The 25,375-nt window shown below is 45.4% G+C and carries 16 protein-coding genes and 1 pseudogene; 8 read left to right on the top strand and 9 right to left on the bottom strand.

Annotation, left to right across the window (positions count from 1 at the left end):
- Window positions 1-12 precede the first annotated feature (12 nt).
- From AC1XUF_RS24145 to AC1XUF_RS24155, 3 genes are all read right to left on the bottom strand, one after another.
- Complete coding sequence (locus AC1XUF_RS24145) at window positions 13-438, bottom strand: hypothetical protein (protein WP_483344423.1); 426 nt, start codon at window positions 436-438, stop codon at window positions 13-15.
- A gap of 8 nt (window positions 439-446) precedes the next feature.
- A complete protein-coding gene (locus AC1XUF_RS24150; protein ID WP_483344424.1) occupies window positions 447-1,022 on the bottom strand; it encodes a Panacea domain-containing protein in 576 nt (191 codons plus the stop codon).
- Window positions 1,023-1,092: 70 nt separating this feature from the next.
- Entirely contained in the window at window positions 1,093-1,515 is a 423-nt protein-coding gene (locus AC1XUF_RS24155) for a helix-turn-helix domain-containing protein (protein WP_483344425.1), read from the bottom strand.
- A gap of 380 nt (window positions 1,516-1,895) precedes the next feature.
- Here AC1XUF_RS24155 and AC1XUF_RS24160 point away from each other — a divergent pair, with 380 nt between their 5' ends.
- From AC1XUF_RS24160 to AC1XUF_RS24175, 4 genes are all read left to right on the top strand, one after another.
- A complete protein-coding gene (locus tag AC1XUF_RS24160) occupies window positions 1,896-2,684 on the top strand; it encodes a COG1470 family protein (protein WP_483344426.1) in 789 nt (262 codons plus the stop codon).
- A 5-nt stretch (window positions 2,685-2,689) separates the two neighbouring features.
- A complete protein-coding gene (locus AC1XUF_RS24165) occupies window positions 2,690-3,697 on the top strand; it encodes an ABC transporter ATP-binding protein (protein ID WP_483344427.1) in 1,008 nt (335 codons plus the stop codon).
- The gene (locus tag AC1XUF_RS24170) at window positions 3,651-4,661 is read left to right on the top strand and encodes an ABC transporter permease (RefSeq protein ID WP_483344428.1); all 1,011 of its coding nucleotides are present in this window, start codon (window positions 3,651-3,653) and stop codon (window positions 4,659-4,661) included. The genes AC1XUF_RS24165 and AC1XUF_RS24170 overlap by 47 nt, the downstream gene beginning before the upstream one ends.
- Window positions 4,662-5,239: 578 nt before the next feature.
- On the top strand, window positions 5,240-6,544 hold the full coding sequence (locus AC1XUF_RS24175) for a sensor histidine kinase (RefSeq protein WP_483344429.1): 1,305 nt from the start codon (window positions 5,240-5,242) through the stop codon (window positions 6,542-6,544).
- Window positions 6,545-6,626: 82 nt separating this feature from the next.
- On the opposite strand, the pseudogene AC1XUF_RS24180 reads toward AC1XUF_RS24175, so the two are convergent.
- Both AC1XUF_RS24180 and AC1XUF_RS24185 read right to left on the bottom strand, forming a co-directional pair.
- A pseudogene (locus tag AC1XUF_RS24180) lies at window positions 6,627-7,382 on the bottom strand (YoaK family protein).
- A gap of 178 nt (window positions 7,383-7,560) precedes the next feature.
- Window positions 7,561-8,028 carry a DUF2306 domain-containing protein gene (locus tag AC1XUF_RS24185; protein ID WP_483344430.1) on the bottom strand — a complete coding sequence of 156 codons (468 nt, stop codon included), beginning with the start codon at window positions 8,026-8,028 and terminating at the stop codon, window positions 7,561-7,563.
- A gap of 744 nt (window positions 8,029-8,772) precedes the next feature.
- Between AC1XUF_RS24185 and AC1XUF_RS24190 the strand changes: the two genes are divergently transcribed.
- The 4 genes from AC1XUF_RS24190 (at window position 8,773) to AC1XUF_RS24205 (ending at window position 18,284) form a co-directional block, all read left to right on the top strand.
- Entirely contained in the window at window positions 8,773-13,323 is a 4,551-nt protein-coding gene (locus AC1XUF_RS24190) for a PAS domain S-box protein (protein WP_483344431.1), read from the top strand.
- The gene (locus AC1XUF_RS24195; RefSeq protein ID WP_483344432.1) at window positions 13,289-13,780 is read left to right on the top strand and encodes a response regulator; all 492 of its coding nucleotides are present in this window, start codon (window positions 13,289-13,291) and stop codon (window positions 13,778-13,780) included. Before AC1XUF_RS24190 ends, AC1XUF_RS24195 begins: the two co-directional genes overlap by 35 nt.
- Window positions 13,734-14,735, top strand: a complete 1,002-nt coding sequence (locus AC1XUF_RS24200; protein ID WP_483344433.1) for a PAS domain S-box protein — start codon at window positions 13,734-13,736, stop codon at window positions 14,733-14,735. Before AC1XUF_RS24195 ends, AC1XUF_RS24200 begins: the two co-directional genes overlap by 47 nt.
- Window positions 14,736-15,305: 570 nt before the next feature.
- Window positions 15,306-18,284, top strand: coding sequence for a choice-of-anchor Q domain-containing protein (locus AC1XUF_RS24205; RefSeq protein WP_483344434.1), 2,979 nt, complete (start codon window positions 15,306-15,308; stop codon window positions 18,282-18,284).
- 236 nt (window positions 18,285-18,520) lie between these two features.
- Here AC1XUF_RS24205 and AC1XUF_RS24210 read toward each other — a convergent pair whose 3' ends face one another.
- The 4 genes from AC1XUF_RS24210 to AC1XUF_RS24225 all read right to left on the bottom strand — a co-directional run bounded on the left by AC1XUF_RS24210 (window position 18,521) and on the right by AC1XUF_RS24225 (window position 25,190).
- On the bottom strand, window positions 18,521-19,393 hold the full coding sequence (locus AC1XUF_RS24210) for an alpha/beta fold hydrolase (RefSeq protein WP_483344435.1): 873 nt from the start codon (window positions 19,391-19,393) through the stop codon (window positions 18,521-18,523).
- Between the two features lie 1,224 nt (window positions 19,394-20,617).
- Entirely contained in the window at window positions 20,618-21,664 is a 1,047-nt protein-coding gene (locus tag AC1XUF_RS24215) for a formylglycine-generating enzyme family protein (protein ID WP_483344436.1), read from the bottom strand.
- Between the two features lie 114 nt (window positions 21,665-21,778).
- Complete coding sequence (locus AC1XUF_RS24220) at window positions 21,779-23,074, bottom strand: hypothetical protein (RefSeq protein WP_483344437.1); 1,296 nt, start codon at window positions 23,072-23,074, stop codon at window positions 21,779-21,781.
- A 7-nt stretch (window positions 23,075-23,081) separates the two neighbouring features.
- A complete protein-coding gene (locus AC1XUF_RS24225) occupies window positions 23,082-25,190 on the bottom strand; it encodes a hypothetical protein (protein WP_483344438.1) in 2,109 nt (702 codons plus the stop codon).
- Window positions 25,191-25,375: the final 185 nt, after the last annotated feature.

A 25,375-nucleotide genomic window follows, 5' to 3' on the forward strand; every position in this document is an offset into this window, starting at 1 on the left:
AACTACCAAATTTCACAAAAAAAGCTTCTTAATCTTCCTCTCCACCAATCGACTCTTCAAAATCCCACTGATAATTTGGTCAAAATGCTCATCATCCAATTGATCCTTATACTTTACCTTCCCTTCCTCAAACATTTTCTTAAACTCGCCATAAGGAATTGAAACCGGGCTATTACAATTAATGTAGGTATTCTTGCTGAAAGGATTATCCGGCTCGCTCTCGATAAAGACAATCGTGTCATAATCGAGGTTACGCTTTTTGACAAAATTCAATATCGTATCAAGCTTGGAAGTGCATACCGAAAACAACAGGATTTCTGTGCCCTTGTCAAGCAATACATAATAATGCGGATCGGGATTGCCTTGGTAGTTAAGCGAAAAATAGAGGATGCTTTTTTCCTTAAGTACCTGATAGAAGGCCTCAAAACTAACTTCCATCGGGCCGATTAAGCAGAGTATTCCAGGAAAATTTCTCTGGATTCATTTAGGAATTCTTCGCTGTCGTTGAACAAGCCTATCTTATCGCTCACATTCACGAAGAAATCATCCATGATGATTTCATACCTGCCTTTTTCAGCGATTTCGAAATTTGCTTTGTAGCGAATCCATTCCGGAAAATTGTGGGACAGTTCTGATAGAGCGAAATGATCATATTGTTTGTACTTTTCCCAAGTCAGATCCATTACTTCTATATCTGTTTCAGAAAAAACATCCATGTCAGCCTCTCCGTGAACGGAGTAGTTATATTGGCTGGATGTTAAATACTTAGCAATGTTTTGGATTACTTCTGTGTCAAAGGCGACGCCGGAGCCTTTCAATAAATCAAATGTGCAGGAAGCTACGGGGCCATTTTTCATGGCGAAATATTGGTCTCCTGTGATTGTGCGGCCGTACTGTCTTAAATGATATCTGTCGGAGAGCCAAATCAGTTTCAGCGCTTTCATTTTGTTCAGGCTGCCGCCACCAAGATTGCCGAAGCGAACAAGGGCTTGAAGTGCTTTATCAGTTCTGAATCTTTCCATGGCTGTGTCAGGTGGTATGTGTATAATGAGTGCAAAAATAATATCAAAATATGGACTTTACGAACGTAACCTATTTAGTCCCAATCAACCGCTCCAACCGCCCCATCATCTCATCCTTCTCCTTCAACATCCGCTCATAAAGCGCAATCTTCTCCTCGTGCAACTGCAGCAATTTATCAATCGGATTATTATGATAGGTCTCAACTGAGTTCGCTACAAATGATCCGCTGTGAAATGTGTTAGAAATCACATTCATTGCTTTCTCCTCATCAAAATTCCGAATCGCCTCAGCAGGGATTTTAAGAATCGCCGAAACTTGCTCCAAAATGCCAGAATCGATCTTTTCCCTCTGTTCGAGCAAAGAAACCTTCTGCTGGTTCCAGTCCTCGCCGAGCTCGAAAGCAAGGAATTCCTGTTTGATGCCCAAAAGTTCGCGGAAGCGTTTCAGGTTGCGGCCTTCGTGGATCTTCGGATTGGAGGTAGTGGGTGTCATACGGAGCGGTTTTGGTTAAAAAAGCAATTTATATAAATCCGGCGGGAAGTTTTCGGGTAATTTACGGGCGCCCCGCGTAGGGCGGCCCACGTCGGGCTTTGCGGTGTAAGTTACCGGGACAGCCATGTGGCGGCGCAACAGCACGCAAGGTTATTGTCGATAGCTAATTATTCCGCACAGAAATTTTCTTGACAAGATTTTTGAAAAACTCCGCCATTATTTATTTTCACCGGAAATTAGTATGCGAAGGGCGAACAACACCTTTGCGACGACTCTTTAATGAATGAAAATTAGTAATAACTTTTGTTTGTTAGATTATGTCCCTTTTTTGTTCCACTTTCAAAAAGTACAACACTCATTCCATCTGCGGTTTGCTTTTCATGGCCGGACTCTCTGCAAATTCACAGGCCCAGACTCCAGGCAAGCCAATCGAAATTTCTTCTTTTCAAACCAATTTGTTTAATCTGGAAGCCAGCGCCAACGAGCCGTTCCGGTATTCGGCAACGCTGAAAAACGGGTCAGGCCAGGCAAAGAATTATGCACTGGACGCGAAAGTGCCTCCCGGCTGGTTCGTATCCTTTCGCACCCTGGGCAGCCAGGTCACCTCGGTCCATGTCGAACCGGGAGCGACGCAGGAGGTATCGGTAGAACTCAGCGCGAACCCTTATTCCAAGCCGCAGAAGTATACAATTCCTGTAACAGCGGTTTCGGCAGCAGACACGCTTAGGCTCAATCTTGAAGCAGTCCTCAAAGGAGCTTACAAGATTGAACTGACCACTCCTTCGGGGCGACTAAGTGAAGATGTTACAGAAGGCACTGTGGAGGAGATCGTGTGCAAAATCAAGAACACAGGAACCCTGCCGCTTGCAAATGTGGAACTGACGGCCCAGACACCCCCTAAATGGCAGGTCACGTTTGAACCGGCCAAAGTGGAACGTATAGACCCATCCGGTTCTATCGAGGTGACGGCTAAGGTGCATGTCCCCGACAAAACAATAGCCGGGGATTACGTCTCCACGCTGACGGCCAGAAGTCAGAATGCCAGTGCTGATGCCGCCTTCAGGATCACCGTCAAAACGTCCTTACTATCTGGCTGGCTCGGCATCCTGGTGATTTTGCTTGCCACCGGTTTGATATACAGATTAATCAAAAAATACGGTAGACGATAAGCAATATGGAAAATCCTGTCATTGATTTGAAGGGGTTGACCAAATGCTACGGTTCTCTGAAAGCAGTTGATAACCTGAACCTGAAAATCGGCAAAGGCGAAATATTCGGATTGTTAGGCCCGAACGGGGCAGGGAAAACTACTACCATCCTGATGATGCTCGGGCTTACTGAACCCACTTCGGGCAAAGCGCTTGTCTGCGGAATCGACGCAACGACCCATCCTATCCCGGTGAAAAGGAAAGTAGGTTATATGCCCGACAGCATTGGCTTCTACGACAGCATGACAGCCCTTGAAAACCTGGTATACACCGGCAAACTGAATAACATCCCGGGTGAAAAGGCACACAAGCGTGCGTTGGATCTGATGGACCTGCTAGGACTGGGCGCTTCGGCGCATAAAAGAACTTCCGTTTTTTCTCGGGGTATGAAACAAAGGCTGGGTCTTGCCGAAGTGCTGATCAAACAACCTGAAGTCATTATCCTGGACGAACCCACGCTCGGCATCGATCCCGCGGGTGTGAGGGAGTTCCTTGTCTTGATCCGACAGCTGAGCCGCGAACAGGGACTGACCGTCTTGCTATCCTCTCACCATTTGCATCAGGTGCAGCAGGTCTGTGACCGTGTTGGTATTTTCGCTGCGGGTAAAATGCAGATGGAGGGCAATATCCATCAGCTTTCGCAGCATCTTTTCGCCGACGAATCCTATTCGGTGAGCATCACGGTGAGAGAGCCCCTGTCTGCTTCTTGGGAGCATGCTGCCGAACTGCGAAACATGAGAGACGTGCAAGAGTTGCAAATTTCCGAAAACCTCGTGCAGATCACCTGTTCTTCGGATGTAACGCCCGATATGGTCCGTTTCTTTGTCGCTAAAGGCCTTGATGTGATGGGCGTTCAAAAGAGAGAGTTCGGACTTGATGAAATTTATCAAAAATACTTTGATAACAATTTAACCGAAAACAATGCCAATGAAAAGTCTCGCGGTATTTTCCAAAGGTATCTCAATAAAAAGTAAAGCCGCCGCAGATTCGTCCGGTACATTCAGGGTGATGGTTGCCAAGGAAGTGGCGGACCATATCCGGAGCTGGCGGCTCATCCTGTTGCTGGCCTTGCTGATCCTCACATTTTTGGGGGCTTTGTATGTGTCGCTGAGCAATATCAGGGATGCCGTTTCAAATGCACAGGATCCAGACAACACGTTTGTTTATTTAAAACTGCTTACCGGTACAGATGGCACGATGCCCCCGTTTCATGTATTCCTGAACTTCCTCTGTCCATTGCTCGGTATTGCGCTGGGCTTTGATGCGATCAATTCCGAGCAGAATAACGGCACCCTGATCCGCCTAATGGCTCAGCCGGTGTATCGCGACAACCTGATCCTGGCAAAATTTGTGAGCGCACTGATCCTTGTCGGTACCCTTTTTTTTACCCTGATCCTGCTCATGATAGGTGCGGGTTTGTGCATTACGGGCGTCTGGATCGAGCCGGTCGAAGTACTCCGGATCTTCACGTTTGCCAGCCTGACTGTCGTTTATGTAGGGTTTTGGCTGAGCTTGTCAATACTGCTTTCCATTGCGTTCAGACATACGGCCACTTCTGCGCTCGCATCGATCGGCCTGTGGTTATTTTTTACCGTATTTTATCAGATTGTTGCCAATTTGGTAATCGGGGCATTCGTTCCCAGACAGGCCATGTTGACCCAGACGAACCTCGTCAAATACAATGAAATCATGCTGAACATACTCCGCCTGGCACCAAGCCAGTTGTTTTCCGATGCGACAACCACATTGCTGATGCCATCAGTGCGTAGCTTGGGCCCCCTGACAATGGAGCAGATGGCGGGCGCTATTCCTTCGCCACTTCCGTTCAAAGAAAGCCTGATGGTGGTCTGGCCCCAACTGACGGGGCTAATAGCCGCAACTTTTCTTTGTTTTGCATATTCTTATTATTTGTTCATGCGGAGAGAAATCAGGAGTTGAAAAAGACGCAGCATATCACTAGGAAGAAGGGGCGAATTGGTAGTCCGTTGTTACCTTGCTGGGATGGGCGACCAGCTCACGCGTGAGAGCAAGGGCGAAAACTCCTGTTCGACCCCGGCACACCTGACGCTTTCATTTCTGCAAGGCGGAGGCAGGCTGGGGTCGGACCTGGATTTATGAAGGCACGTCTGTTTGCTGAATTTACGCTTTATACCCGCGTTATCGGCCCGATGCATTCCGCCTGATCGGGTAATTGCCTCTACCAACCGGATCAGGCGGCTCTTGAACAAGAGCACTTTAAGACGGCGCTGCGGGCTCTCGCTCTAGTCGCATTCACCGTATAACCTATACCCCGTATCCAGGGGGACGCAGTGATCCCCCTTTCGCTGATATACCCATTCTTTTGAGGCCGCAATCAAGAATCCCGATAACGCCACGGATCCTTCAGTCGCACGTTATGTTTATTAATACACCTGGGCTACTACAACCATTTCGAATTATTTCAGACCTTTGTCATTCATACTCACGTTATACCAACCTCTGGCAGCATCCGATGTGACGCCTTAAATTACCCATAAATGCTTTCTACGCCTGGATACTTGCTTTGGTGGAAAAGTTTGATCAGGACAGGCGTCTTGCCTTCCATGCCCTACCAGGAACACCGACGGATCGTTGTGACGAACATTGCCGGTATGTCCGCAGGCTGCTGCTCGGCCGCCTTTCTTGTCTCCAACTACCTGCACGGCTATTTTCTGTTGTGCTGGCTGGACTTGTTGGCTATGCTGGCTGGATTCAGTGTCCCTGTTTTCCATCGCTACGGCCAGAAAGTAGTTCCGCCGCTGATCGTAAGTACGGTTTTCTCGGTTTGCTGCACGGTCAGCACGTTTTACTATCACAACAACGCTGAGTATTTCCTGCTGCTGTTCTTAGGGGTGAATTTTATCATCTGGAAAAGCAACTGGATCGCCATGGCTTGCGGTATACTCAACGGCCTTTTGTTTTTCATTGTGCAGATTAATAAACTCCCGCCGCTTGCCACAGCTATCCCGGATTGGAACAAGAATATGGTCATCGCCATCAGCTTATGCCTGTACCTCTATTTCTTGCACTACTTCAAGCGCCAGACCACCACTTATCAGAACCGGATCGAGCAGCAAAACAAGGAGCTGGAAAACCTGAATGCGAACAACAGCAAGATCATGTCCGTCGTTGCCCACGACATCCAATCACCCGTAGCAACTGTTTACACGGCGCTGTCGATGCTGGCCGATGATCATTTGGACAGAGTTGAATTCAACCGGATCTCGGGCCAGTTGCTGGCCCAGGTCAACAACCTGCAAAGCAATATCTCCTCGCTGCTCGAATGGAGCAAAACGCAGTTCACAGATCCCTTGCCCCGAAGGGAAACAGTTGACCTGGTGGCGGTAGTCGAAACAGTTTACCGGTTTCTCAAACCCCAGTTCGAGGATAAGTCTATCGATCTGAGTAAAAGCAGCCTTGCGGCCGTACGGCTATATGTGGACAAAAGGCAACTGGAAGTGATCCTGAGGAACCTGTTGAGCAATGCTGTCAAGTTCAGCTATCCCGATTCGGTCGTCCACATATCTTCCCAGGTGCATGGACCTTCGGCTATCATCAGGATTCGCGATACTGGAAAGGGTATTGAGCCCTTTGTATTGGACAAACTCTTTGATCCGGGTACCGTTCATTCGAGTTACGGGACAAACAACGAAAGAGGGAATGGCATCGGATTGAAACTCTGCAGGGAATTTGCATTGGGCAACGGCGGTGATCTGAGTATTGAGAGTATACATGGCAAAGGCTGCACATCTGTACTGACGCTCCCGATGGATTCAGGGCAGACAGAGAAAGACTACCGTTGATCGTAGCTCCGGTAGAATATAGCGCTTCGTCAGCGATCAGCGAAGCTGCAGTGATCGGGCGCTGTTCCAGGTCGCGCCAGGGTTACTCTCCCGCCCGTTCAGTTTGTGGATGGGACCTATGTGGCCAATTCTTTTGCACAACGAGTATATGGTAGCGCAGCGTGCTGTACGCAGCACCTATGGCAAGGCAGACAATGGCAACAACAAGTATCTTATTCCGGTAGTAGCTATACCCCAGCCCGCCAACCATACAGCCTAAAAAGAAAAAGACAATGATCGAAAGCCGCAATACGATCGATGTGATCAGCTTTTTGCGTTGCGCCGACCGACCATCAAACAGCAGCTGCGACAAATCGATTCCCAGATCGGTAAATAATCCCGTCAGGTGAGTGGTCCGGACAACGGCGTTTGAAATGCGCGTCACCGTCGCATTTTGGAGCCCCATCGCAAACAGCAAAATGCAGGCTGTCAGCGAGGCAGCTCGATGGATCGCATCAACGCCGGGAAAAGCAATGGCGGACAACAACAAAATTTCAATAAACACCGGAATAGTATGCGCGTAGCGCGGCGCGAGGCGAAACCCGGCCTCCAAAATCGTGTTTGAGACGAAAGCGCCTGCCAGGTAACAGAGAATTTAGATTAAAAAGACCCATGCTCCGGAAAAGTCCTGCTTGATTACCCTATCAGCGAAATAGGCAAAGTGGCCGGTGACGTTTGTCGTAAGCACAGCAAGCGCGAAGAAGCCCGTCACATTTACGATTCCTGCCACGAATGATAACAAAGATGCGAGCTTCAAATTATGGACCGGCCTTCTGTTTTTGCCCTTATGCCTAAACATATCTTGAAAAATAAAACAAAGGTAGTCAAGTCAGCGGTAACCAGACTGACACAAGGTCCTTTTGCAACCGCACTGCGGCTCACCGGTACCACATTTGCAGCTTTTCTTTTTTATTCACCAGCTTAATGTGCCAGCAAACCGAATCAAAAATGGATTCTGCATTGATCATGCAATTGCTTCAAGCCCTCCCGCTGTCAGATTGTTTCATATTTCGGGTTAACCAATACGCAACAAACATATTGGGGAGCCAGCACAACCATGCCACAAGAACATAAGCTTTGATAAAATCCTGGCAAATAGCGACCAGCAAGGGTAGCAATATGCGCAGTGTTACCGCAGCAAAGCACGCTGCGTAGCTGAAAATCATGAATTGCCGGTGCCGACTAACTCGCCCCTTCAAAATGCTGGAGTAACCCATGAATGTGCTGGTAAACCACACAATGGCAAGGCATAGAAATCCCATTGTGGCGATCAATCCCCCGTCTGCGTGCAGTGCCAGATATGCAGCAGAAACCGAACTGCAAAGCGCAAATAACAGATACAGTTTCCCAAGGTTGCGGTGCAGGGCAGGAGCTGCTATTCTGATCCTTTGACTAAACTGAACCCAGCCTAACAACAGGGCCAGGCCACCGGCAGTAATGTGCATGTAGAAAGCTGAGCTCCATATCGCACTGGCCAATAGCTCGCTGTCCTTCTTGCCAACAGCCCAAAGTTACCCTGGAAAAAATAGAACAATGGATACAGTCCGATGAATGTAGCCAGTACGGCGAGTATAATCTGAAGGATTTTGTGGCTTACCGAAGAAGTGGAATTTTGTGGCATAGATACTGTTTTCCTACATGATGCTTTTACAGACAGCGTAGTTGCGCCTCTCACGCAAGAACGCAAAGGTTTTACGCCGCTGAACTATCCCAGAGGACATTGGCGGGATCAACTTTTGGCCTTCGCCCAGGTTAATGATTCGAGCAAACGCCCAGACTAAAGCTCAACGAATTTAAAAGTGTTTTCACGCTGGTCCATATGCTCCGGGCAAGATGTGGCCAGACATCGCCCACACTGGCTTTTGTGCTGTTTCACTGCCTACGGGGTAAGACCAGATATGCTCATATTGGCTATCGGAGTGGCCCAACTTTCTCAGGCAGAACGCAACGCATCGCCGGTGGGGCTATGAGGTATCGGAATACAACCTTGCAGGTTGCTTAAAGGCCCGGCTTATTTTGCCCGGAAAAATGAAATTTTATAAGGAGTAATTCCAATTAAAAAAGTCCTTTTCGCACAAACTAATCGAAATTCACTAGCACCCTCTGCATCAGATTTACCAGGTGAACAGATACTCCATAATGAAATTGGAGTAATCGGCTCAAAGGGTGTTCGGACAAATATGAAGCCAATGCATGTCTCCTTCCTCATAAACGAACTGGGCCTCATCAGTGGCTGGAGCCAGGACTCTGAGCAACTTTTCGGCTACTCAAATACAGATATGATTGGTCAATCTGCGTCGGTGTTGTGCGGCCCTGCCGAAAACAAAACCGACATTTTCTCCGTCCTCCTGCAAAATGAAACCGCTACCCACAAGATACTGACAACCTGCCCATTAACTAAAAAAGACGGTTCTACCTTTTTAGCGGACGTCATAATCGCCGGATTGCACGATGCCAACAGTCTTATGGGCTATACCGTCAGCATTGTTGAGTTTTCTGGTAAGATAAACGGACAGTTGCCGCAAACCCATGACCGGGAGAAACGCAATGGCCGGGCGGTTCTCAATAGTTCCTTTTTTCAGAAATTAGCCGAAAACAGTTATTCCGGGATCTCACTGTTCGACCGGGACCTGAACCTCATTTATCGTAACCCTGCTTCGGAACGCATTACAGGGTGGACAACCGCCATGCGCTCATTCAGCGCGGTCGAAGATATGGTACATCCGGACGACCTCATGAAGGTCAGGCGCCAGTTTGATGAGATAGTGAAATATCCCGGTCTGCAAAAGTCGTTTGAATTTCGGGCAAGGCATTTTGACGGAGGCTTCGTCACGCTTCAATGTGCTCTTACCAATATGCTGCAGGACAGGGAAGCGGAAGCAATCTTACTGACTTTCAGGGAGGCTACTTCCGAAAAAGGATCAGAGCATTTGCTTCGGGATACGGTCCAGGAATTGTCTGCCTACAAATATGCCATTAACGAATCGGCTATCGTCGCGATAACTGACCACAAAGGCATCATCAAGCATGTCAATGATAACTTCTGCAGGATTTCAAAATACAGTCGGCAAGAGCTGATCGGCCGGGACCACCGTATCATCAACTCTTCTTTTCACGACAAGGCTTTTTTCCGCGAGCTATGGCAAACCATTTCCGGGGGAAAGGTCTGGAAAGGTGAATTAAAAAATAAAGCCAAGGACGGGAGCTTTTACTGGGTGGATACAACCATTGTCCCTTTCGTGAATGATAAAGGCAAGCCATACCAGTATGTGGCGATCCGTTCGGATATCACGGAAAGAAAAGCGGGCGAAGAGCTTGTGGCCGAACATGCACGCTTTATCAAAACGCTTACCGATAACTTACCTGCCCTGGTCGCTTATTGCTCGTCCGATCTGCGTTGCCAGTTTATTAACCAGCCTTACCTGGACAAGCTCGGCAAAGCCACCGAAGAAGTGATCGGAAGCCCCTACTCTGTTTTACTGAGTACAGACCAATTCGGGTATTCCGGAGATGAAAAGTATATTCAGGGAGTGCTGGGCGGGCAGATCCAGGTATTTGAAACCCAGGTGGACCGACCCGATGACACGATTCAATATTTTCGAATCCATTTTCTGCCGGATACCAAACACCAAGTGGTCGCAGGTTTCTACACCTTCATTTATGACATTACGGATGCGAAAAATTCGGCCCTGGAACTAAAGAGCAAAACCAACCAGATGGAGGATTTGCTGGGAAGCATTACCGATGGTTTTATCGCGCTGGATCGTAACCTGCGCTATCTGTATGCCAACAAGCGGATTGGGCAAATCCTGGATATGGATGAAAAATCGATTATCGGGAAGCAGATCTGGGAGTTGTTTCCCGAAGCGGTAGGCTCAGCAACCTATGAAGCGATCATGCAGGCTTTTACCGAAGAACGCTACATCAAAAACGAGGATTATTACGAGCCCCTGGACCTTTGGCAGGAAAACCGGATATTTCCCTCAAACGGCGGCCTGTCCATTTTTATCAGCGACATATCGGACCGGAAAAAAGCGGAGGCACAGATCAACCAGCTGAACGAAAGATTTACACTTATCGCGAAAACGACTGAGGAGGCATTATTCGAATGGAACTTAGCAACCAATGAAATCTGGTGGAACGAAAGCCACTTTGTGATGTTCGGGTTCGACCCAGCACTCGCTATACCACCACAGGACGAATTTTTCAACAAAATCCGTCCTGAAAGCAGAAAGTTGATGGAGGAGGCAATCAGCAACATCCGGTTTTCGGGCTTAACAAGCTGGCAAAATGAGATTTTCTACTTCAAAGACGACGACTCTACCGGAACTTTGCTGGGCAAGGCTTTTGTGGTTTGCGATGACAACCAGCAACCTCTCCGACTGCTCGGTTCGTACATTGACATTACTGAACGTAAGAACGAAGAGCTACGTAAAACACTGCTGTCAGATATCAGCCATATTTTCAATAAGGACATCAGTCTGGCAAATATGCTCGACCTGATGCTGAGTGCTGTGATGGAATTCGGGGATTTTGCCTTGGGGGAAGCGTGGCTGATTACGACCGGACGAAAAGAGATCGCCCTATCTTCCCGACGTATGCAGGTTGCCGGCACATCCGGGTTTACGAGCGACTTTGACAGTGACCTTTACCTGAAAAAAGGAGAAGGCCTTCCGGGCATCACATGGGACAGCAAGATTGTCCGGTACTGGGATGACCTGAAAGGCAATACTTATTTTTGTTACGAAAAAGCAGCGATCTCGTCGGCTTACGGTATTCCGCTGACATTCAACAATGAGGTAATTGGGGTTATGCTACTTGGCCTTAGATCTCGAAAAGGACTGGAAAATGTCGTTTCAAATATTCTGGGGGCTCTTGGAACACATGTCGGTGCAGAAGTGAAGCGTAAACGTCTGGAAGAGGAGTACTATCAGATCTTCAATTCGGCTCCCGACATCATTTGTGTGACAGGCACCGACCGTTATTTAAGAAAAGTGAATCCTGCCATGTCTGTTTTGCTCGGCTACACCGAGGAAGAGCTCCTGTCAATGCCAATAGACGCATTTCTGCACCCGGATGATCTGGAAGCCAGCAAGCTCAGGATGCAAAATTTTAATGACGGCATCACTTTGTACTTTGAAAACAGATATGTCACCAAATCAGGTAAAACCAAATGGCTTGCCTGGACTGCCAGCAAGTCCAGCGAAGCCGGGTTTTTGTTTTGTGTCGGAAAAGATATTTCTGACAAAAAGGAACTTGAGAACCTGCTGGATAAGACGAATCAACTCGCGCGAATCGGCAGTTGGGAGGTAGATTTGATGAACGGTACCGTTTATTGGTCCAAAATCACACGCATCATTCATGAGGTGGCCGACGACTTCATTCCTGATTTTGACTCCGCAACGGATTTTTATAAAGAAGGTACGGACAGAGACACGATCTTGCGGATGATGGAGCGGTGCGTCCAGGAAGGTGCCCCTATAGACACCGAGGTCAAAATCATTACCGGAAGAGGAAATGAACGTTGGGTAAGGATTATTGGTGAGGCCGAAAACGTCAATGGCAGCTGCCATCGCATCTATGGCAGCTTTCAGGATATAGATGACCGGAAAAACGCGGAAATCGCCTTTATGAACACGCTTGCCGAAAAAAAGGTCATTCTGGAAAGCATTGGCGATGCGTTTTTTGCCATGGATAAACAATGGACGGTTACCTATTGGAACAACAAGGCGGAGAAATTATTCGGGATCCCGAAATCAGACATTGTCGGAAAACCACTTTGGAGCGGGTTCCCAAAAAGTATCGGGTCTTACACTTTTCAAAGATATCAGGAAGCCATTGATACAAATCAGACTGCGCAGTTTGAGATTTACTACGAGCCCTTGTCCAGCTGGTATGCGATCAGCGTTTACCCCTCTGAAAAGGGTCTGTCGATTTATCTGAAAGATGTGACGGAACGGAAAACAACAGAAATACGGCTCAAAGACTTGTATGACAAACAACAAATGCAGGCCAAGGAACTGGCCATATCCAATGCAGACCTGGAGCAGTTTGCCTTTGTGGCATCGCACGATCTGCAGGAACCATTGCGCATGGTGTCCAGCTTTCTGACTTTGCTGGAGAAGAAATATAGTGGGATTATCGATGAAAAAGGAAAACGTTACATTCACTTTGCGGTCGATGGCGCCCAGAGGATGAAACAGATCATCCTGGACCTGCTCGAATTTTCGAGGGTCGGCAGAGTTAATGAAGATGGTGATACCCTGAACCTCAATGATATTGTCGATGAAATCAAACCCTTGTTCAAGAAACAGATCGCGGAAAAACGGGCCACTATTTACACTGTAAAACTTCCCACAATCACCGGATTCAGGACGCAGCTTCGCCAGGTATTTCAAAACCTGATCGGAAATGCATTAAAATACAATACAGGGGACAAACCGGTGACGATCCAAATTGATTATGAAGATTCAGAGTCGTACTGGCAATTTTCCGTCAGGGATAATGGAATTGGGATTGAAGAAGAATATTTCGACAAAATCTTCATTATTTTCCAAAGATTGCACAGCCGGGAAGAATTTTCCGGAACGGGAATGGGCCTGGCTGTCACCAAGAAAATCGTGGAAAATCTTGGAGGCAGGATCTGGGTCGAGTCCAAGCCGGGAGAGGGCAGCACCTTTTATTTTACCATTAGAAAACCAGCTCATGAAGGCAGTGCACATTCTCTTGGTGGAGGATAATGAAGGAGACGTATTGCTCACAACAGAAGCTCTTGAAGAAGTAAATTTTGCAAACCTGCTGAGTGTCGTCAAAGACGGTCAGCAGGCAATTGACTTCTTGTGCCAAAGAGGCATTTACTCCGGCTCCGACTTACCGGACCTGATTTTGCTGGACATCAACCTGCCCAGAAAGAACGGCCATGAAGTTCTCTCATTCATCAAAACCCACGAACTTCTTGCGCACATACCCGTTGTCATGCTGTCAACATCATTGTCTGATTCAGATATCGGGCGGGCCTACAGGAACTATGCAGACGGCTATATCACCAAACCTATAGACCCTGAACTTCTGCGGAATGCACTGTTAGACGTCCAGGATTCTGACAACAACACGGCCCAATTACCCTCTACCATCAGACGATTAAGCAAACATGATCAAGGATACACAAACCTACCGCATCCTGATCGTCGAGGATAATCCCGGCGACCTTGAACTTATCAATGAGTATCTGGAAGAACTGATCGGTTTCCCCCAAATATTTCATGCCCGTGATTTCAATAACTGTCGGAAGGTGTTCTCCGATGAAAATGCCGGCTTTGATGTTGTCCTGCTCGACCTGTCCCTCCCGGATAAGAGCGGGGAAACACTGATCCAGGAAATGCTGTCCCTGTGCGAAACGATCCCGGTGATTGTGTTGACGGGTTACGACGACATCCCATTCAGTATTAAATCCCTTGCGCTCGGCATCAGCGATTATCTTTTGAAAGACGAATTGTCGGCCTCTGCCTTGCATAAAAGTATTCTTTACAGCCTGGAACGGAAAAAACGGTCTATGGAACTGACAGAATCCGAAAAGCGGTACAGCGACCTTTTCCATTTAAGCCCGCAGCCCATGTGGGTATACGAAATGGAAACGCTCCGGTTTCTTGATGTAAACGAGGCTGCAGTCCGCCAGTATGGCTACCGCGCGGAAGAATTCCTGGAAATGACTATTAAGGAAATCAGGCCACCAGAGGATATCCCGCTTTTGCTCGAAGTAATATCATCTTCTAAAACCCATGGCAGAAGACATTTTGAGGGGATATTCAGGCACCTGACAAAAGACGGAAGGATTATAAACGTCGATATTCAGAGCAATTTCATTTTGTTCAAGGGTAAAAAAGCGAAAGTTATCCTGGCCTCAGACATAACAGAACGACTGAAATATATCGACGCGATTGAAAAACAAAACAAGGCGCTGAAGGATATTTCCTACATGCAATCCCATGTACTGCGGTCGCCGGTTGCAAGATTGATGGCTATTGTTGGCCTTTTGCAAGATCATGAAAATTCGGAGGCCGACAAGCAGACCATGCTAAACCAGATTTTGGTGACTGCCGTGGAATTGGATGACATCATAAGGCAAATCTCTCAAAAGGCATTTGCAATATGAGATCGATACCACAACTGTTGTTCAATTGCAAAATAGAAGGAAAAAATACCTCTGAAAAAGCCCGTTTTCGGGCATTTCACCAGCACCTGGATACGGTTGAGTAACACGTCCGATTAAAATAGGTATCCTCTGGCTGAGCTGCCGCCTGTTGCTGGCATATACGCTGCTAAGTCAGCCACAATTGAAGTTGACCTCCGTTAAGCCAAAGGCTGCTTCCGTTTTAATTTTATAAGTATAGGACGAACCGGTTGATATCTTTGTACCTTCCGGTTAATTATCCTCTATTCTCAACGTTAACATGCTCACTTTCAAAAGAACCTGCCCATATTGCGGGTCCAGGGATACGTCGCGCCGCATCCGGCCAATTCTTTTCAGGAATTTCTTTTTTCCTTCCCGCTATTTTCAATGTGAAACCTGCCTGAGGCATTTTTTTATGCTGAAATTCTGAGGCCGGAGACAGCTTCTGCCAGAAATGGCAGAGGCGTGTTTTCCCAAAAAATCCTTTTCCCTGCCTGGCATACAGTCAGATAGACCAGTATTAACTTTCACAGTTTCAACGCAACGTTTCCCATGAAGAAATTTCTGCTTCTCGCAATGCTGTTTGCCATCAGTTTTTCGCAACAGATCATCGCTCAAATTACACCTGTAAACGGCATCGTGTATGTTAAAAAAGGGTCAACAGGCAACGGCAACAGTTGGGCAAATGCAGTAGGCGAGCTGGCCGATGCGCTGGTTGAGGCCAAGCGCAATAATACAATTGAACAGATCTGGGTGGCCGGGGGCACCTACAAACCGACCTACAGTGCAATCGATAACAACTTTGGTACCAATCACAGCCTTCCCAGCTATCGCAAAAACAATGCATTTTTAATGGTAAATAATTTAAAAATCTATGGTGGGTTCGCCGGTACTGAAAACACGCTGGCCGAACGCGACCTAAGCCTGGCCATCAACAAATGCACTTTAAGCGGCGACATAGATAACACCAATTCCATATCGGACAACGATGTCTACCACGTTGTCATCTCTGCTGGGAATGTAGGCACGGCCGAGTTGAACGGTTTTACCATCAGCGGGGGACGTGCTTTTGATTTTTATTACAACAGCGGTAAATTCAGTTACGACGCATATAACCTCGTAAACGGAAGGAAAGTATTGGTCGACAATGGCGGTGGCGTGTCTCTGGCTGCTTCTTCACCGATACTTACCAATGTGATCATCAGTGCCAATAAGGCTAATTATGGCAGTGGGATGTTTAATGATGCATCCTCTTCCCCTGTGCTGACCAATGTAATCATCAGCACCAACATCGCATATTACGGCGGCGGGATGTTTAACTCTTCTTCCTCATCCCCTGTCCTGACGAATGTGACCATCGTCGATAATTGGTCGGACGGACCAGGCGGCGGGATGTTTAATAGTCTTTCGTATCCAAAAATCATCAACAGCATCATCTATAATAACACCGCAGGTACCAGCGACAATGGGGTCAGAAATTATGTATCGAACCCTGTATATCAAAATAGTCTGGTCCAGGATAATCCTGCCGGTGCTAACATGGTGAATTATTCGGGGAATGCCGGCAGTATTTTTACCAGCCTGGCCAGTAATATTTTTAATCAACTACCTGGTGAATATACACTTAGGACCAACAGCCCCGCCATACACGCGGGCAGCAATGCTTTTTATGCCACCGGGCAATCACCAGACCTTTCAGCAATAAAAACCGATCTGGCTGGGAACCCGCGTATCAAAGGCTCGGTAGATCTGGGCGCTTACGAAAGCCCCTATGTGACCGTTTTACCTGATGCCAATGGGATTGTTTACGTAAAAAAGCATGGCGCAGGTCATGTTAAAGGCGACAGCTGGGCCAATGCGTCTGCCGAACTCGCGGATGTGCTTGTAGCCGCAAAAATCAATCATGCCATTACACAAATCTGGGTGGCTGGTGGTGTTTACAAACCTTTGTACAGCCCGGCAGACAATAATTTTGGCATTGCCGACGGAAGGAACAATACCTTTTCGCTGGTTAGCTACATACCGGTCTATGGTGGCTTTGCAGGTGCGGAAAGTACACTGAACCAAAGGGACTTAACCTTAGCGGCAAACAAAAGCATATTAAGTGGAGATTTCAATGGGGACGATGTGGTAACCGGCTCTGGTGCCACCCTGAGTTTTTCGGGCAACACGGAAAACGCTTATCATGTAGTAGTTTCCGTAGCAGGGGAAGGCTCGGCGGAACTGGACGGCTTCACAATAACCGGTGGCAACGCCAATCTGGCCAGCTCAATCACTGTCAACGGACTAAATCTCAGTTCTGGCATTGGGGGCGGCATCGCCAATGTATCTTCGGGTTCAAGAATCGCCAACCTGATCATCATGGAGAACAGTGCTATGATAGGAGGCGGAATGATGAATTCCACGGCCTATCCGATCCTTTACAATTTGGTACTGAACAACAATTATGCCGTCTCTCATGGAGGGGGCATGGGTGATAACAGCTCCCAGTCCGTACTTAACAACGTGTTGATCAGCGGAAACAATTCCTCAGCGGATGGAGGCGGAATGTATTGTTTCTATTCAGGGTCCTGGCTTACCAATACGACGATCAGTGGCAATGTGGCCGCCGATGGTGGTAGTGAGCTGCACCTGGCAGATGGTTCCATACGCATTCAAAACAGTATTATCATCGGTTCGGGCGCAAATGCAGTAGGGCTTCAATACGATGCTGCCGTGGAGGCAAGCTATAGCCTGCTGGACGGCCAGCGTTTCGCCAATAACATCGATGCTTCAAAATATACACCTGTTCAGATTTTCACCGATCCTGCCGTTGGGGACTATACGCTCAAAGCAGGCAGTGTGGCTTTGAATGCAGCAAGCAACGCCCTGTATGCGCCATATTCGGGCAGTATCAGCACAGACAAAGATATCGCAGGCAATTCCCGGCTGGTAGGTTCCAGCATCGATATGGGTGCTTTTGAGGCACCGCAAAGCGTTTTACCAGTCACACTCGTCAGCTTTACCGCTTCTTTGCAGGAAGAAAACAATGTGCTGCTGCGATGGAGCACTGCATCGGAGCTTCACAACGAGGGCTTCGAGCTTGAGATGCTCCGGGAGGATAAGACCTACCAAAAAATGGGCTTTATTGCGGGCAGTGGCACAACCAGCACTGATCATCATTACCAAACCGTTGTCACAGACCTGGCGCCGGGCATGTACTATTTCCGCCTGAAAATCATCGATACCGATCAGAGCTTTACCTACTCCGGGCTGCGGAATGTCAAAGTAACAAACGGGGTGGAGCTGACCGCGAAAATGTACCCAAACCCGCTGACTGGCCGACACGTTTATCTGGAAATGTCGCGCCAGGCTGCTAACAATGCGTCCATAAAAATCACCAATTCCCTCGGCCAGACAGTCAGGTCTGCCGACTATAAGAACATCATCGGTCCGCTTGAAATTGAGATGCCCGCTGCAAAAGGGACTTATTACATCGAAGTATTCACAGAAACCGATGAGACTTTTGTCCGGAAAATCATTAAACTATAATCTGGCTAAACGGTATTATAACCTGATTGCGAAAGATTGTTTTAGAAAACCCGACCCGGTTAGCTCTCTTTTTACGACAAAATAATGCTCAGGAAATTGTCGACGTAAGGCATATCGAAAAGAATACTTTTCGATATGCCGGTGATTTTCTAGCACTGTCTTTCCCCTGAATATAGCGCATTGAGCATTTCCGCACATCGTATTTCGCCCGACTGGCAAAAGTCCAGTTGCACAGGCTATTGTAAAAAACTATCTAAATAACTGAATATTGTTTTTGTCTGATTCATCAGGCTAACATGGCTTTCATTGGGAATAATGGCCAGGTGTGATTTGGGCATTGGTTGCAAACCAGCAGAAACACCACCTCCCAACAATTTATACGTTTTTGCCAATTCGATTTTATCCATGCCATCATTGTCGCCTGATATGATTAACACAGGTGCAGTGATTTTTGCGATATTGTCGTCACCCAAATTAAAAGGCTCCCCAGCCGAGGCAATCATCTGTTCCAGAAACTGATTCCATTTTGTTTTATCCGGCGCTACTGCATCGTAGGCGGCCTGCAGGGGCGAATTCGCAAAAAGTTCAGGCTTCATTATTTTAAAAACATCGGTTACTCCGGTTACCCAGCCTTCACTTTTATAAACAGAAGAAATAATAACCAGTTTTCTCAACCTCTTAGGACTTTGTATCGCAAACTGGTAAGCGACCTGACCGCCAAAACTGTATCCTGCGACATCAGCGCTGTCAATTTTCAGGTAGTCCATTACTTTCTCGACATCGCTAGCCAAAGTGGCCCTCGATAACTTTCTGTCTGAATAGGGGGTATGTCCATGTCCCTGCAACTCCAAAGCAATTACTTTTCTTGTTTTTGCCAATTCAGGTATTAGTTCCCCCCAATTCAGCTCAATGGTATAGTAAGCGCCATGTAGCAAAACGATAGGCTTGCCCTCGCCGTACACTTCATAATAAACTTTGGTACCATTAGCCGGTGCGTAGCCACTGCCGGTAGGTTTGATTTGCTGTGCATTGGACTGAGATGCCATGGTCATAATGATTGCGATTAGGAGAAGTTTGATAAGATATCTGAGGTGTAATATGTTTTTCATAAAGTTGCCCGGTTTAGTTTAAGTAGTGACAATACAAAAATCAGAAGCATTTTACGATTCTACGCGGTGCAAAAACGACAACTTTAGGGGTGAACACCGACAAACACTTTTTTTGGACTTCTATGTTTTATGGTCCTTTTTTGTTTCCAGTCTGCTCATGTACTGACTCGAAGCCACAGGTGTTACAGGCCTGCGCAATTTTTCCGGATTCGACCCCGTTCATGCAGAGGCCGGTAGGACTACTCGTTTCTGGATTCTGCATATATGGCAGAAATAACATGCCGGGCGATCTCCATGTCATCCTATGACAGAACATCTCCTTCTTCGACCCCGATTTATAATACCGAGTGGTAAAGATTCTGAGAAACGCCCAAACCCCCGCCACACCTTTTGGTACGCTGTCAACCATGCCCTGAAATTGAGCACCATCTGTCATAAGCCCTCGAGCTTCATTGTTGTCACTCCTAACCCGATTAAACGACTTGCACAGCGGCGTAGTTTCTTCACTGCGCATAACACGAAAGTTCAGGTAACTGAAAGCGGAGAGCAGAAAGCTTTACTACTAGTCATTTAGGTAATAGACTGGTAATAGACGCTTGGTATGGAAAAGGAGGTGTACCAAAAATAATTGTACGAAAGATGAGCTGTTTGAAAATCAACGATTTTAGTGAGCAATATCCTTGCACGGCCGCGAAAACTTAGAACAAGATATTCCGCTCCAAAGTACTTAGCGATGACATTGAATTCCTAGCTGAAAGGAATAACAATTTAAGATGTTATGTAAAAGCCGAGACACGAAATGACATTTTGGCTAAAACAGCTCAATAGGCGTCTGACAAGCCAAGTCATAGCCAATTCAGTTGATACAGTTCTGTGGATCTGATGAGGTTCTGGTGTGGGGTTACGAAGTAATTTTTGGCCTATAAGGTCTTGATATTTCAACTAATGGCAAATCAGTTCTGGTTAACTCTATTTTACCCAAACGTAGTCGAAAACCTAAATCGCTCGCTTTCTCAGACTAGGCCTTTCCATATCTGAAAAATATCAGAGGTACTGAAACAACAGCCGTATCTTACCCAGGAGAGAGGACTAGACCTAATGACTTGTTCTGCCAATAGGTTTACATTTAGTCTGAATGCAAGTCGAAAATGCGTATGGGATCCTCCTGTGGCAGATTAATTTCGGAGAGCCACAAGCTATTAGCCACCAAGTCGCCTCAAACGGCTATTGATTTCGGCAAAGTCGAAATCCCAAATCACTTTCCCTTTGCGATGGTTCGAGTCCTGAGCGACCAACCATTTGCTGTATAACAATTTTTTTTTCATCAAAAAGACCAGGTCTTCTAAGACTCGTCTTAAAACTTGACGACCGAACAGAGTATTTGCCTGAATTTGATAGATTTACCGGATTCCTTCTGGTTCGCTTTTGACCCCGACCAAAATAATCTAGATCAAATGTATCTAGGCACCATTCACGTACATTCCCGACAATATCAAAAATACCTTTTAACGGATACGCTTCTTGGCTACCTACTTCCTGAGTGTGATTTCCGCTATTATCCATATGCCAAGCTATTTTATTTAAATTGCCACTAGCTAAATAAGATTTTCCACGTTTTAGAACACACTCCCACTGTGCTTCTGTTGGAAGTTTGTACATTTTGCCAGATACTTGATTAATTTTTTCAATAAACTCCTGAGTATCATCCCAACTTACGTTTTCGACAGGACAATTCATGCATTCACTATTCTTGCTTGGAATATTACCCATTACAATTTCCCATTGCCTGTTTGTGATCTCGAAACCTCCAATATAAAAAGGATCCATATTGACCTTACTTCCTATCGATAAATTGGGGCCCGAATCGATATCATGTATCCAATACATTCTAAATTTCCCACCTTTCACAAATACCATTTGTTTTTCTATCTCGCTTACCAATTCTGTTATAGCATTAGTATTCTTTTCCTTTTGCTTTTCTTTTAAAGCTATTATATTCTTCATTTCCTGTTCTAAGGCACCAATCTCACGAATTTTAATACTGGGATAATTTTGAGTTTTGCTGATTTCCATAAAAGTAGGAATTGCCTGTTCCAAATTACTCTTATATTTACCGTCTTGTAGAAACATGGAATACAATACTTTTATTTTCAAATACAGAATCTTAGAATCTTGTGTATTTGCTAGTATTTCAGCACGTTCCAAAAGTAGGAGGCAGTCGGCAAGTTTGTTCTCTTCATACAATTGCGAAGCCTTTTGATACTGTTCCATTACAGCAGCTGAGTTACTTGTTTGAGAAAAGCTCGTAAGTGGAGATATGATAAAAAATAGAACGATGGGGAGGAGGTACAATTTCATAGATAATCTATCGAATTAAAGATTGATTTATAAGGTAACAAAAATATTATTTTCACCCTTCCTCACAAGGTAATGTATCATTGTTTCTTCTGAAGTGGTTTTCCATTGTGCCGAGTAGGTACCCAGCCCGGAATTGCCTAAATATTGAATACTTCCATCAGGTCTTATTATTTTTTGACTACCATCAGGCTCTGTTACTAAAACACTGCCATCTTTATTTGTCAATTTTTGCTGCTTATCGCCTAGCACCTGATTACTTGTTGAAACTTTTTCCGCGTATTCGACCTTAAATTTGATAGTTTGTACACCGATCGGCAAATCGTTACTATCAAACTCTACGGATTTTTGCGTATTAAATAAATATTGCCCCCAACCTTTTAATGGGATTCCTTCGCGTGAAACAAATATATTACAAGGTGGGATTTTTGCCTTAATGATAAAATGTATACTTCCTGTTTGATGGTCAAAATTAGGGGGAGTGCTTACTTGACCAACATTCTTTGTATATCCTTTATTGCCAACAGTGATCGATGTATCAATATTTACAACATTTTCAGGAGAGCTAGATAGATAGGTACCAGAGCCAGAATTACCTAGAAACTGAATTCTACCATCTGAATAGTCAATTCGACTTGTACCATCAGATTGGGTAATCAGCTTCCAAGTTGTCTCAGAATTAGCAAGGTCTGGGTTTTCGAGGCTTACATTCGAATTGTCAACCGGTAAAATTTTCTCCATATTCTCATTAACCTTCCCACCTTCAATTCTAAAGTCGGTTAAAGGTCGATTATCATCTTCCTCTTTACCAGGGCCTAAATCATCAATGCTTATATTATTACTTTTCGCATCTCGTATAATGCCCTTCGTATCCCTTAGCTGATTTTCAGCATCGCCGTGATTATTTATAGCATCTACCTTCTCCTGCGTTCCTTCCATCTGTTTGTTAAAACTATCTTGTGCATTCTTTCCGATATTTGATAGAACGTCGAAACCTAATCCTTTCATCGTTTCCAAGTTGGCTAAATGCTCTCGTGTTAGCCTATCCTGTGAGCTCAACTGTTCAGCAATCGTTCGATTTGCTGCCACAGTGGCAGAAGTATTGTTAGCATCCTCTGGACAAGGCGGTACATTCATAACCTTGGGGGGAGTCCCATTACGAAATTGTTTTGCAACGTCTCTCAAATATCTTGCTCGTTCAGGGCATTTAGTGATGTTTGCTTGTTCCTCTGTTGCCTTAGCAGCCTCATTGTAAGCATCCTGTTGCCCAAAAATTGGTTTTGCCAAAAATGAGATAATGATTAAAAAAAAATATTTAATTTTCATTTTATTCTCAAAATTTCGCTAGTACTTTTTTAGGTAATTTTTTTCCCCATGACTCGTATCTATTTATTTGAGCCTCAATATTTTGAAAATTATCCCTAAATTCAATGATTGCAGACGCCTGCTCATTCACATCTCCTTCGGATAGATATTCTTCCAGTGCTAGTTTTAGATTAGGCTTGTCGGTAGCATATTCTATGAGCCTTTTTCCAACGATGGCTTGATCCTTACGTAGCCCTAAATGCCACAATACTTCAATTGTAAGGTATAATTTGTTAAGTTCAACTTCGTTGCCGCTTTCATCATTTATTTCGAAATTTTCATATTTTAAATCCTTCAAAGATTCGGCGAAAATCGATTGCGACTGTTGAGAAGGAGCATTTAAATTATTTATTTGATTCGTCAACTCTTGGTTATCAATATAATTAGACTTGTTTGCGCTTGCCTCAGCAGCAGCATTTGCCACGGTCGCTATTGTTAGTAAGGCTCCCACTATTTTTTCTGCGCGAATGGAACGGGCTTTACTTTCTGCATCTAAACAAAGAACAGAAGTTTTTCGAAGAGTATTGTAATACTCTTTATGGCTTTCTTGACCGAATGTACTGTTTATAAAGGATGTGTTCAGATCAGACACCAATTCAAACAAAGTAACCAAATATGGCTGTTCACGTGCCTCAGCGATCAGTTTTAGACGTTGGTAAATCAATTGCTTTATAATAGCTTTTTCGAGCGGGCTCGCAGCCAAGTTATGAGAGAGCAATAGTGCAGAATAGTAAGCGCATCCCGCTCCATCGAGATTGTTTTCATTGTTCTTAAATACATCACCTACCGCAATGTAACTCATCGCTGAGCCAATTCGCCGGGAAGTAGGCTGCGTTATTTTGCCAACAGCTTCTTTCATTTCACTTGGGATGTTGATATTACTAAAGAAAAACTGTTTGGAGTCAGTTTGTTGATAAATTGCCCTCACTTTTTCCCCCATTATATTGGCACTTGGTGTTTCCAAGTATGGCTTAATACTAATTCTATCAGTAAGATCCATTAGTCCAGAAGGAACTCTGAAGCCGGGAGGGACATAATGTGTTGTAACATTTGGGAAAAGATTACTTATCTCAGTGCTTTTTCTAATTTCTTTTTTTATAATGTCCATTTCATCTATCAAATTACCAATATTCATTTCCTTGTGAATATGATAATTGCCAGTGTTGCCGCTTAGGATTCTGCCAACTTGATGAGCCAGACGAGTCATTCGTTCTTCCAGTCGGATGTCTTTTTCTAAATTAACGACAATTTCAGCCAGTAGCTTTTCCTTTTGCCAAAGTTTTAGAATATAAGATTTTCCATCCATTACCCCCCCTAAAGCGTATTGCGTATAGGCTCTATAATCAGTAAGTGTAGATATCACTGTATCTTTACTATTTACAATAAGTGGATTGTCTTTCAGATACTGATAAATTAGAAATTGCTCGTTTAAATTGGTCTTAGTATCAATGATTGGCATGACTCCTAAGCTAGGACGGTATTTCTCGGTAATCTCAACGAACGGCAAGTTAAATACTTGGGTTTCCCGAACTTCCGATTTTGAGATGATGGCTCCGGGCAAAATCGTGGGGTCCAACATGTTTTTAGTATTAAATGTAGGTTCAAGGTCAAACGTCACCGGAATGAATCTAATGCTGTAGGCGGAGGTCTTATCTTTGTAATTAATCCATGCCTTGCGTGCTTCCAGAGAATCCCTAAAGTAACCAGCCAAAGCAATTTTTTCGATTTGCATGCCCAATGAATTGGCAAAACGCTGCTTAATATCTTTGGTTGAAGGCCATGTGCTATCAGAATACATACAGGCAGTAAGAACATCTGTCACGTAGGTACTTACATTCTTTTTACCTACTAAAAATACATAGACCTTGTTACTATGTGCCGGGTTAGCTGCAGAAGGCATTCCCTTTTTAGGAACCTCGTCGAATAGCCGGCTCAGAATGAGTTTTTTTTGCTTAAATCCGAAGGGGTCATCGATATTACTGGTTAAAGAGTTAGTATTTTGTGCAGTAGTAGTTGTCTGACCAAAGATCCTCGTGGTTAAAAAGATTGATAAAATAATTATGGCGAGCAGCTTCATACAATTAGTCAATGTTAAAAATAATTCCGTGAGTATATATTGTTAGTGTGCAGAGCACGCTCTTCGAAGAGACAAAATTTACCGTGGTTCCACTTTGATACCGCAAACAAGGTCTTTCGATCAAGTACTTTATGGATTTCGAGGGAGCGTCATGACTTTTCTAAAGGATCGACACGGTAAAACGC

It is taken from the genome of Dyadobacter sp. HNCC25DJ185 (assembly GCF_056895195.1).

Excerpts from the sequence above, each read along its gene's own strand:
- AC1XUF_RS24210 (WP_483344435.1), bottom strand. The coding sequence starts at position 19,393 with ATGAAAAACATATTACACCTCAGATATCTTATCAAACTTCTCCTAATC.
- AC1XUF_RS24185 (WP_483344430.1), bottom strand. The coding sequence starts at position 8,028 with ATGCACATTACTGCCGGTGGCCTGGCCCTGTTGTTAGGCTGGGTTCAG.
- AC1XUF_RS24215 (WP_483344436.1), bottom strand. The coding sequence starts at position 21,664 with ATGGAACAGTATCAAAAGGCTTCGCAATTGTATGAAGAGAACAAACTT.
- AC1XUF_RS24155 (WP_483344425.1), bottom strand. The coding sequence starts at position 1,515 with ATGACACCCACTACCTCCAATCCGAAGATCCACGAAGGCCGCAACCTG.
- AC1XUF_RS24200 (WP_483344433.1), top strand. The coding sequence starts at position 13,734 with ATGATCAAGGATACACAAACCTACCGCATCCTGATCGTCGAGGATAAT.
- AC1XUF_RS24175 (WP_483344429.1), top strand. The coding sequence starts at position 5,240 with ATGCTTTCTACGCCTGGATACTTGCTTTGGTGGAAAAGTTTGATCAGG.
- AC1XUF_RS24160 (WP_483344426.1), top strand. The coding sequence starts at position 1,896 with ATGGCCGGACTCTCTGCAAATTCACAGGCCCAGACTCCAGGCAAGCCA.
- AC1XUF_RS24195 (WP_483344432.1), top strand. The coding sequence starts at position 13,289 with ATGAAGGCAGTGCACATTCTCTTGGTGGAGGATAATGAAGGAGACGTA.
- AC1XUF_RS24145 (WP_483344423.1), bottom strand. The coding sequence starts at position 438 with ATGGAAGTTAGTTTTGAGGCCTTCTATCAGGTACTTAAGGAAAAAAGC.
- AC1XUF_RS24205 (WP_483344434.1), top strand. The coding sequence starts at position 15,306 with ATGAAGAAATTTCTGCTTCTCGCAATGCTGTTTGCCATCAGTTTTTCG.
- AC1XUF_RS24225 (WP_483344438.1), bottom strand. The coding sequence starts at position 25,190 with ATGAAGCTGCTCGCCATAATTATTTTATCAATCTTTTTAACCACGAGG.
- AC1XUF_RS24170 (WP_483344428.1), top strand. The coding sequence starts at position 3,651 with ATGAAAAGTCTCGCGGTATTTTCCAAAGGTATCTCAATAAAAAGTAAA.
- AC1XUF_RS24220 (WP_483344437.1), bottom strand. The coding sequence starts at position 23,074 with ATGAAAATTAAATATTTTTTTTTAATCATTATCTCATTTTTGGCAAAA.
- AC1XUF_RS24190 (WP_483344431.1), top strand. The coding sequence starts at position 8,773 with ATGCATGTCTCCTTCCTCATAAACGAACTGGGCCTCATCAGTGGCTGG.
- AC1XUF_RS24165 (WP_483344427.1), top strand. The coding sequence starts at position 2,690 with ATGGAAAATCCTGTCATTGATTTGAAGGGGTTGACCAAATGCTACGGT.
- AC1XUF_RS24150 (WP_483344424.1), bottom strand. The coding sequence starts at position 1,022 with ATGGAAAGATTCAGAACTGATAAAGCACTTCAAGCCCTTGTTCGCTTC.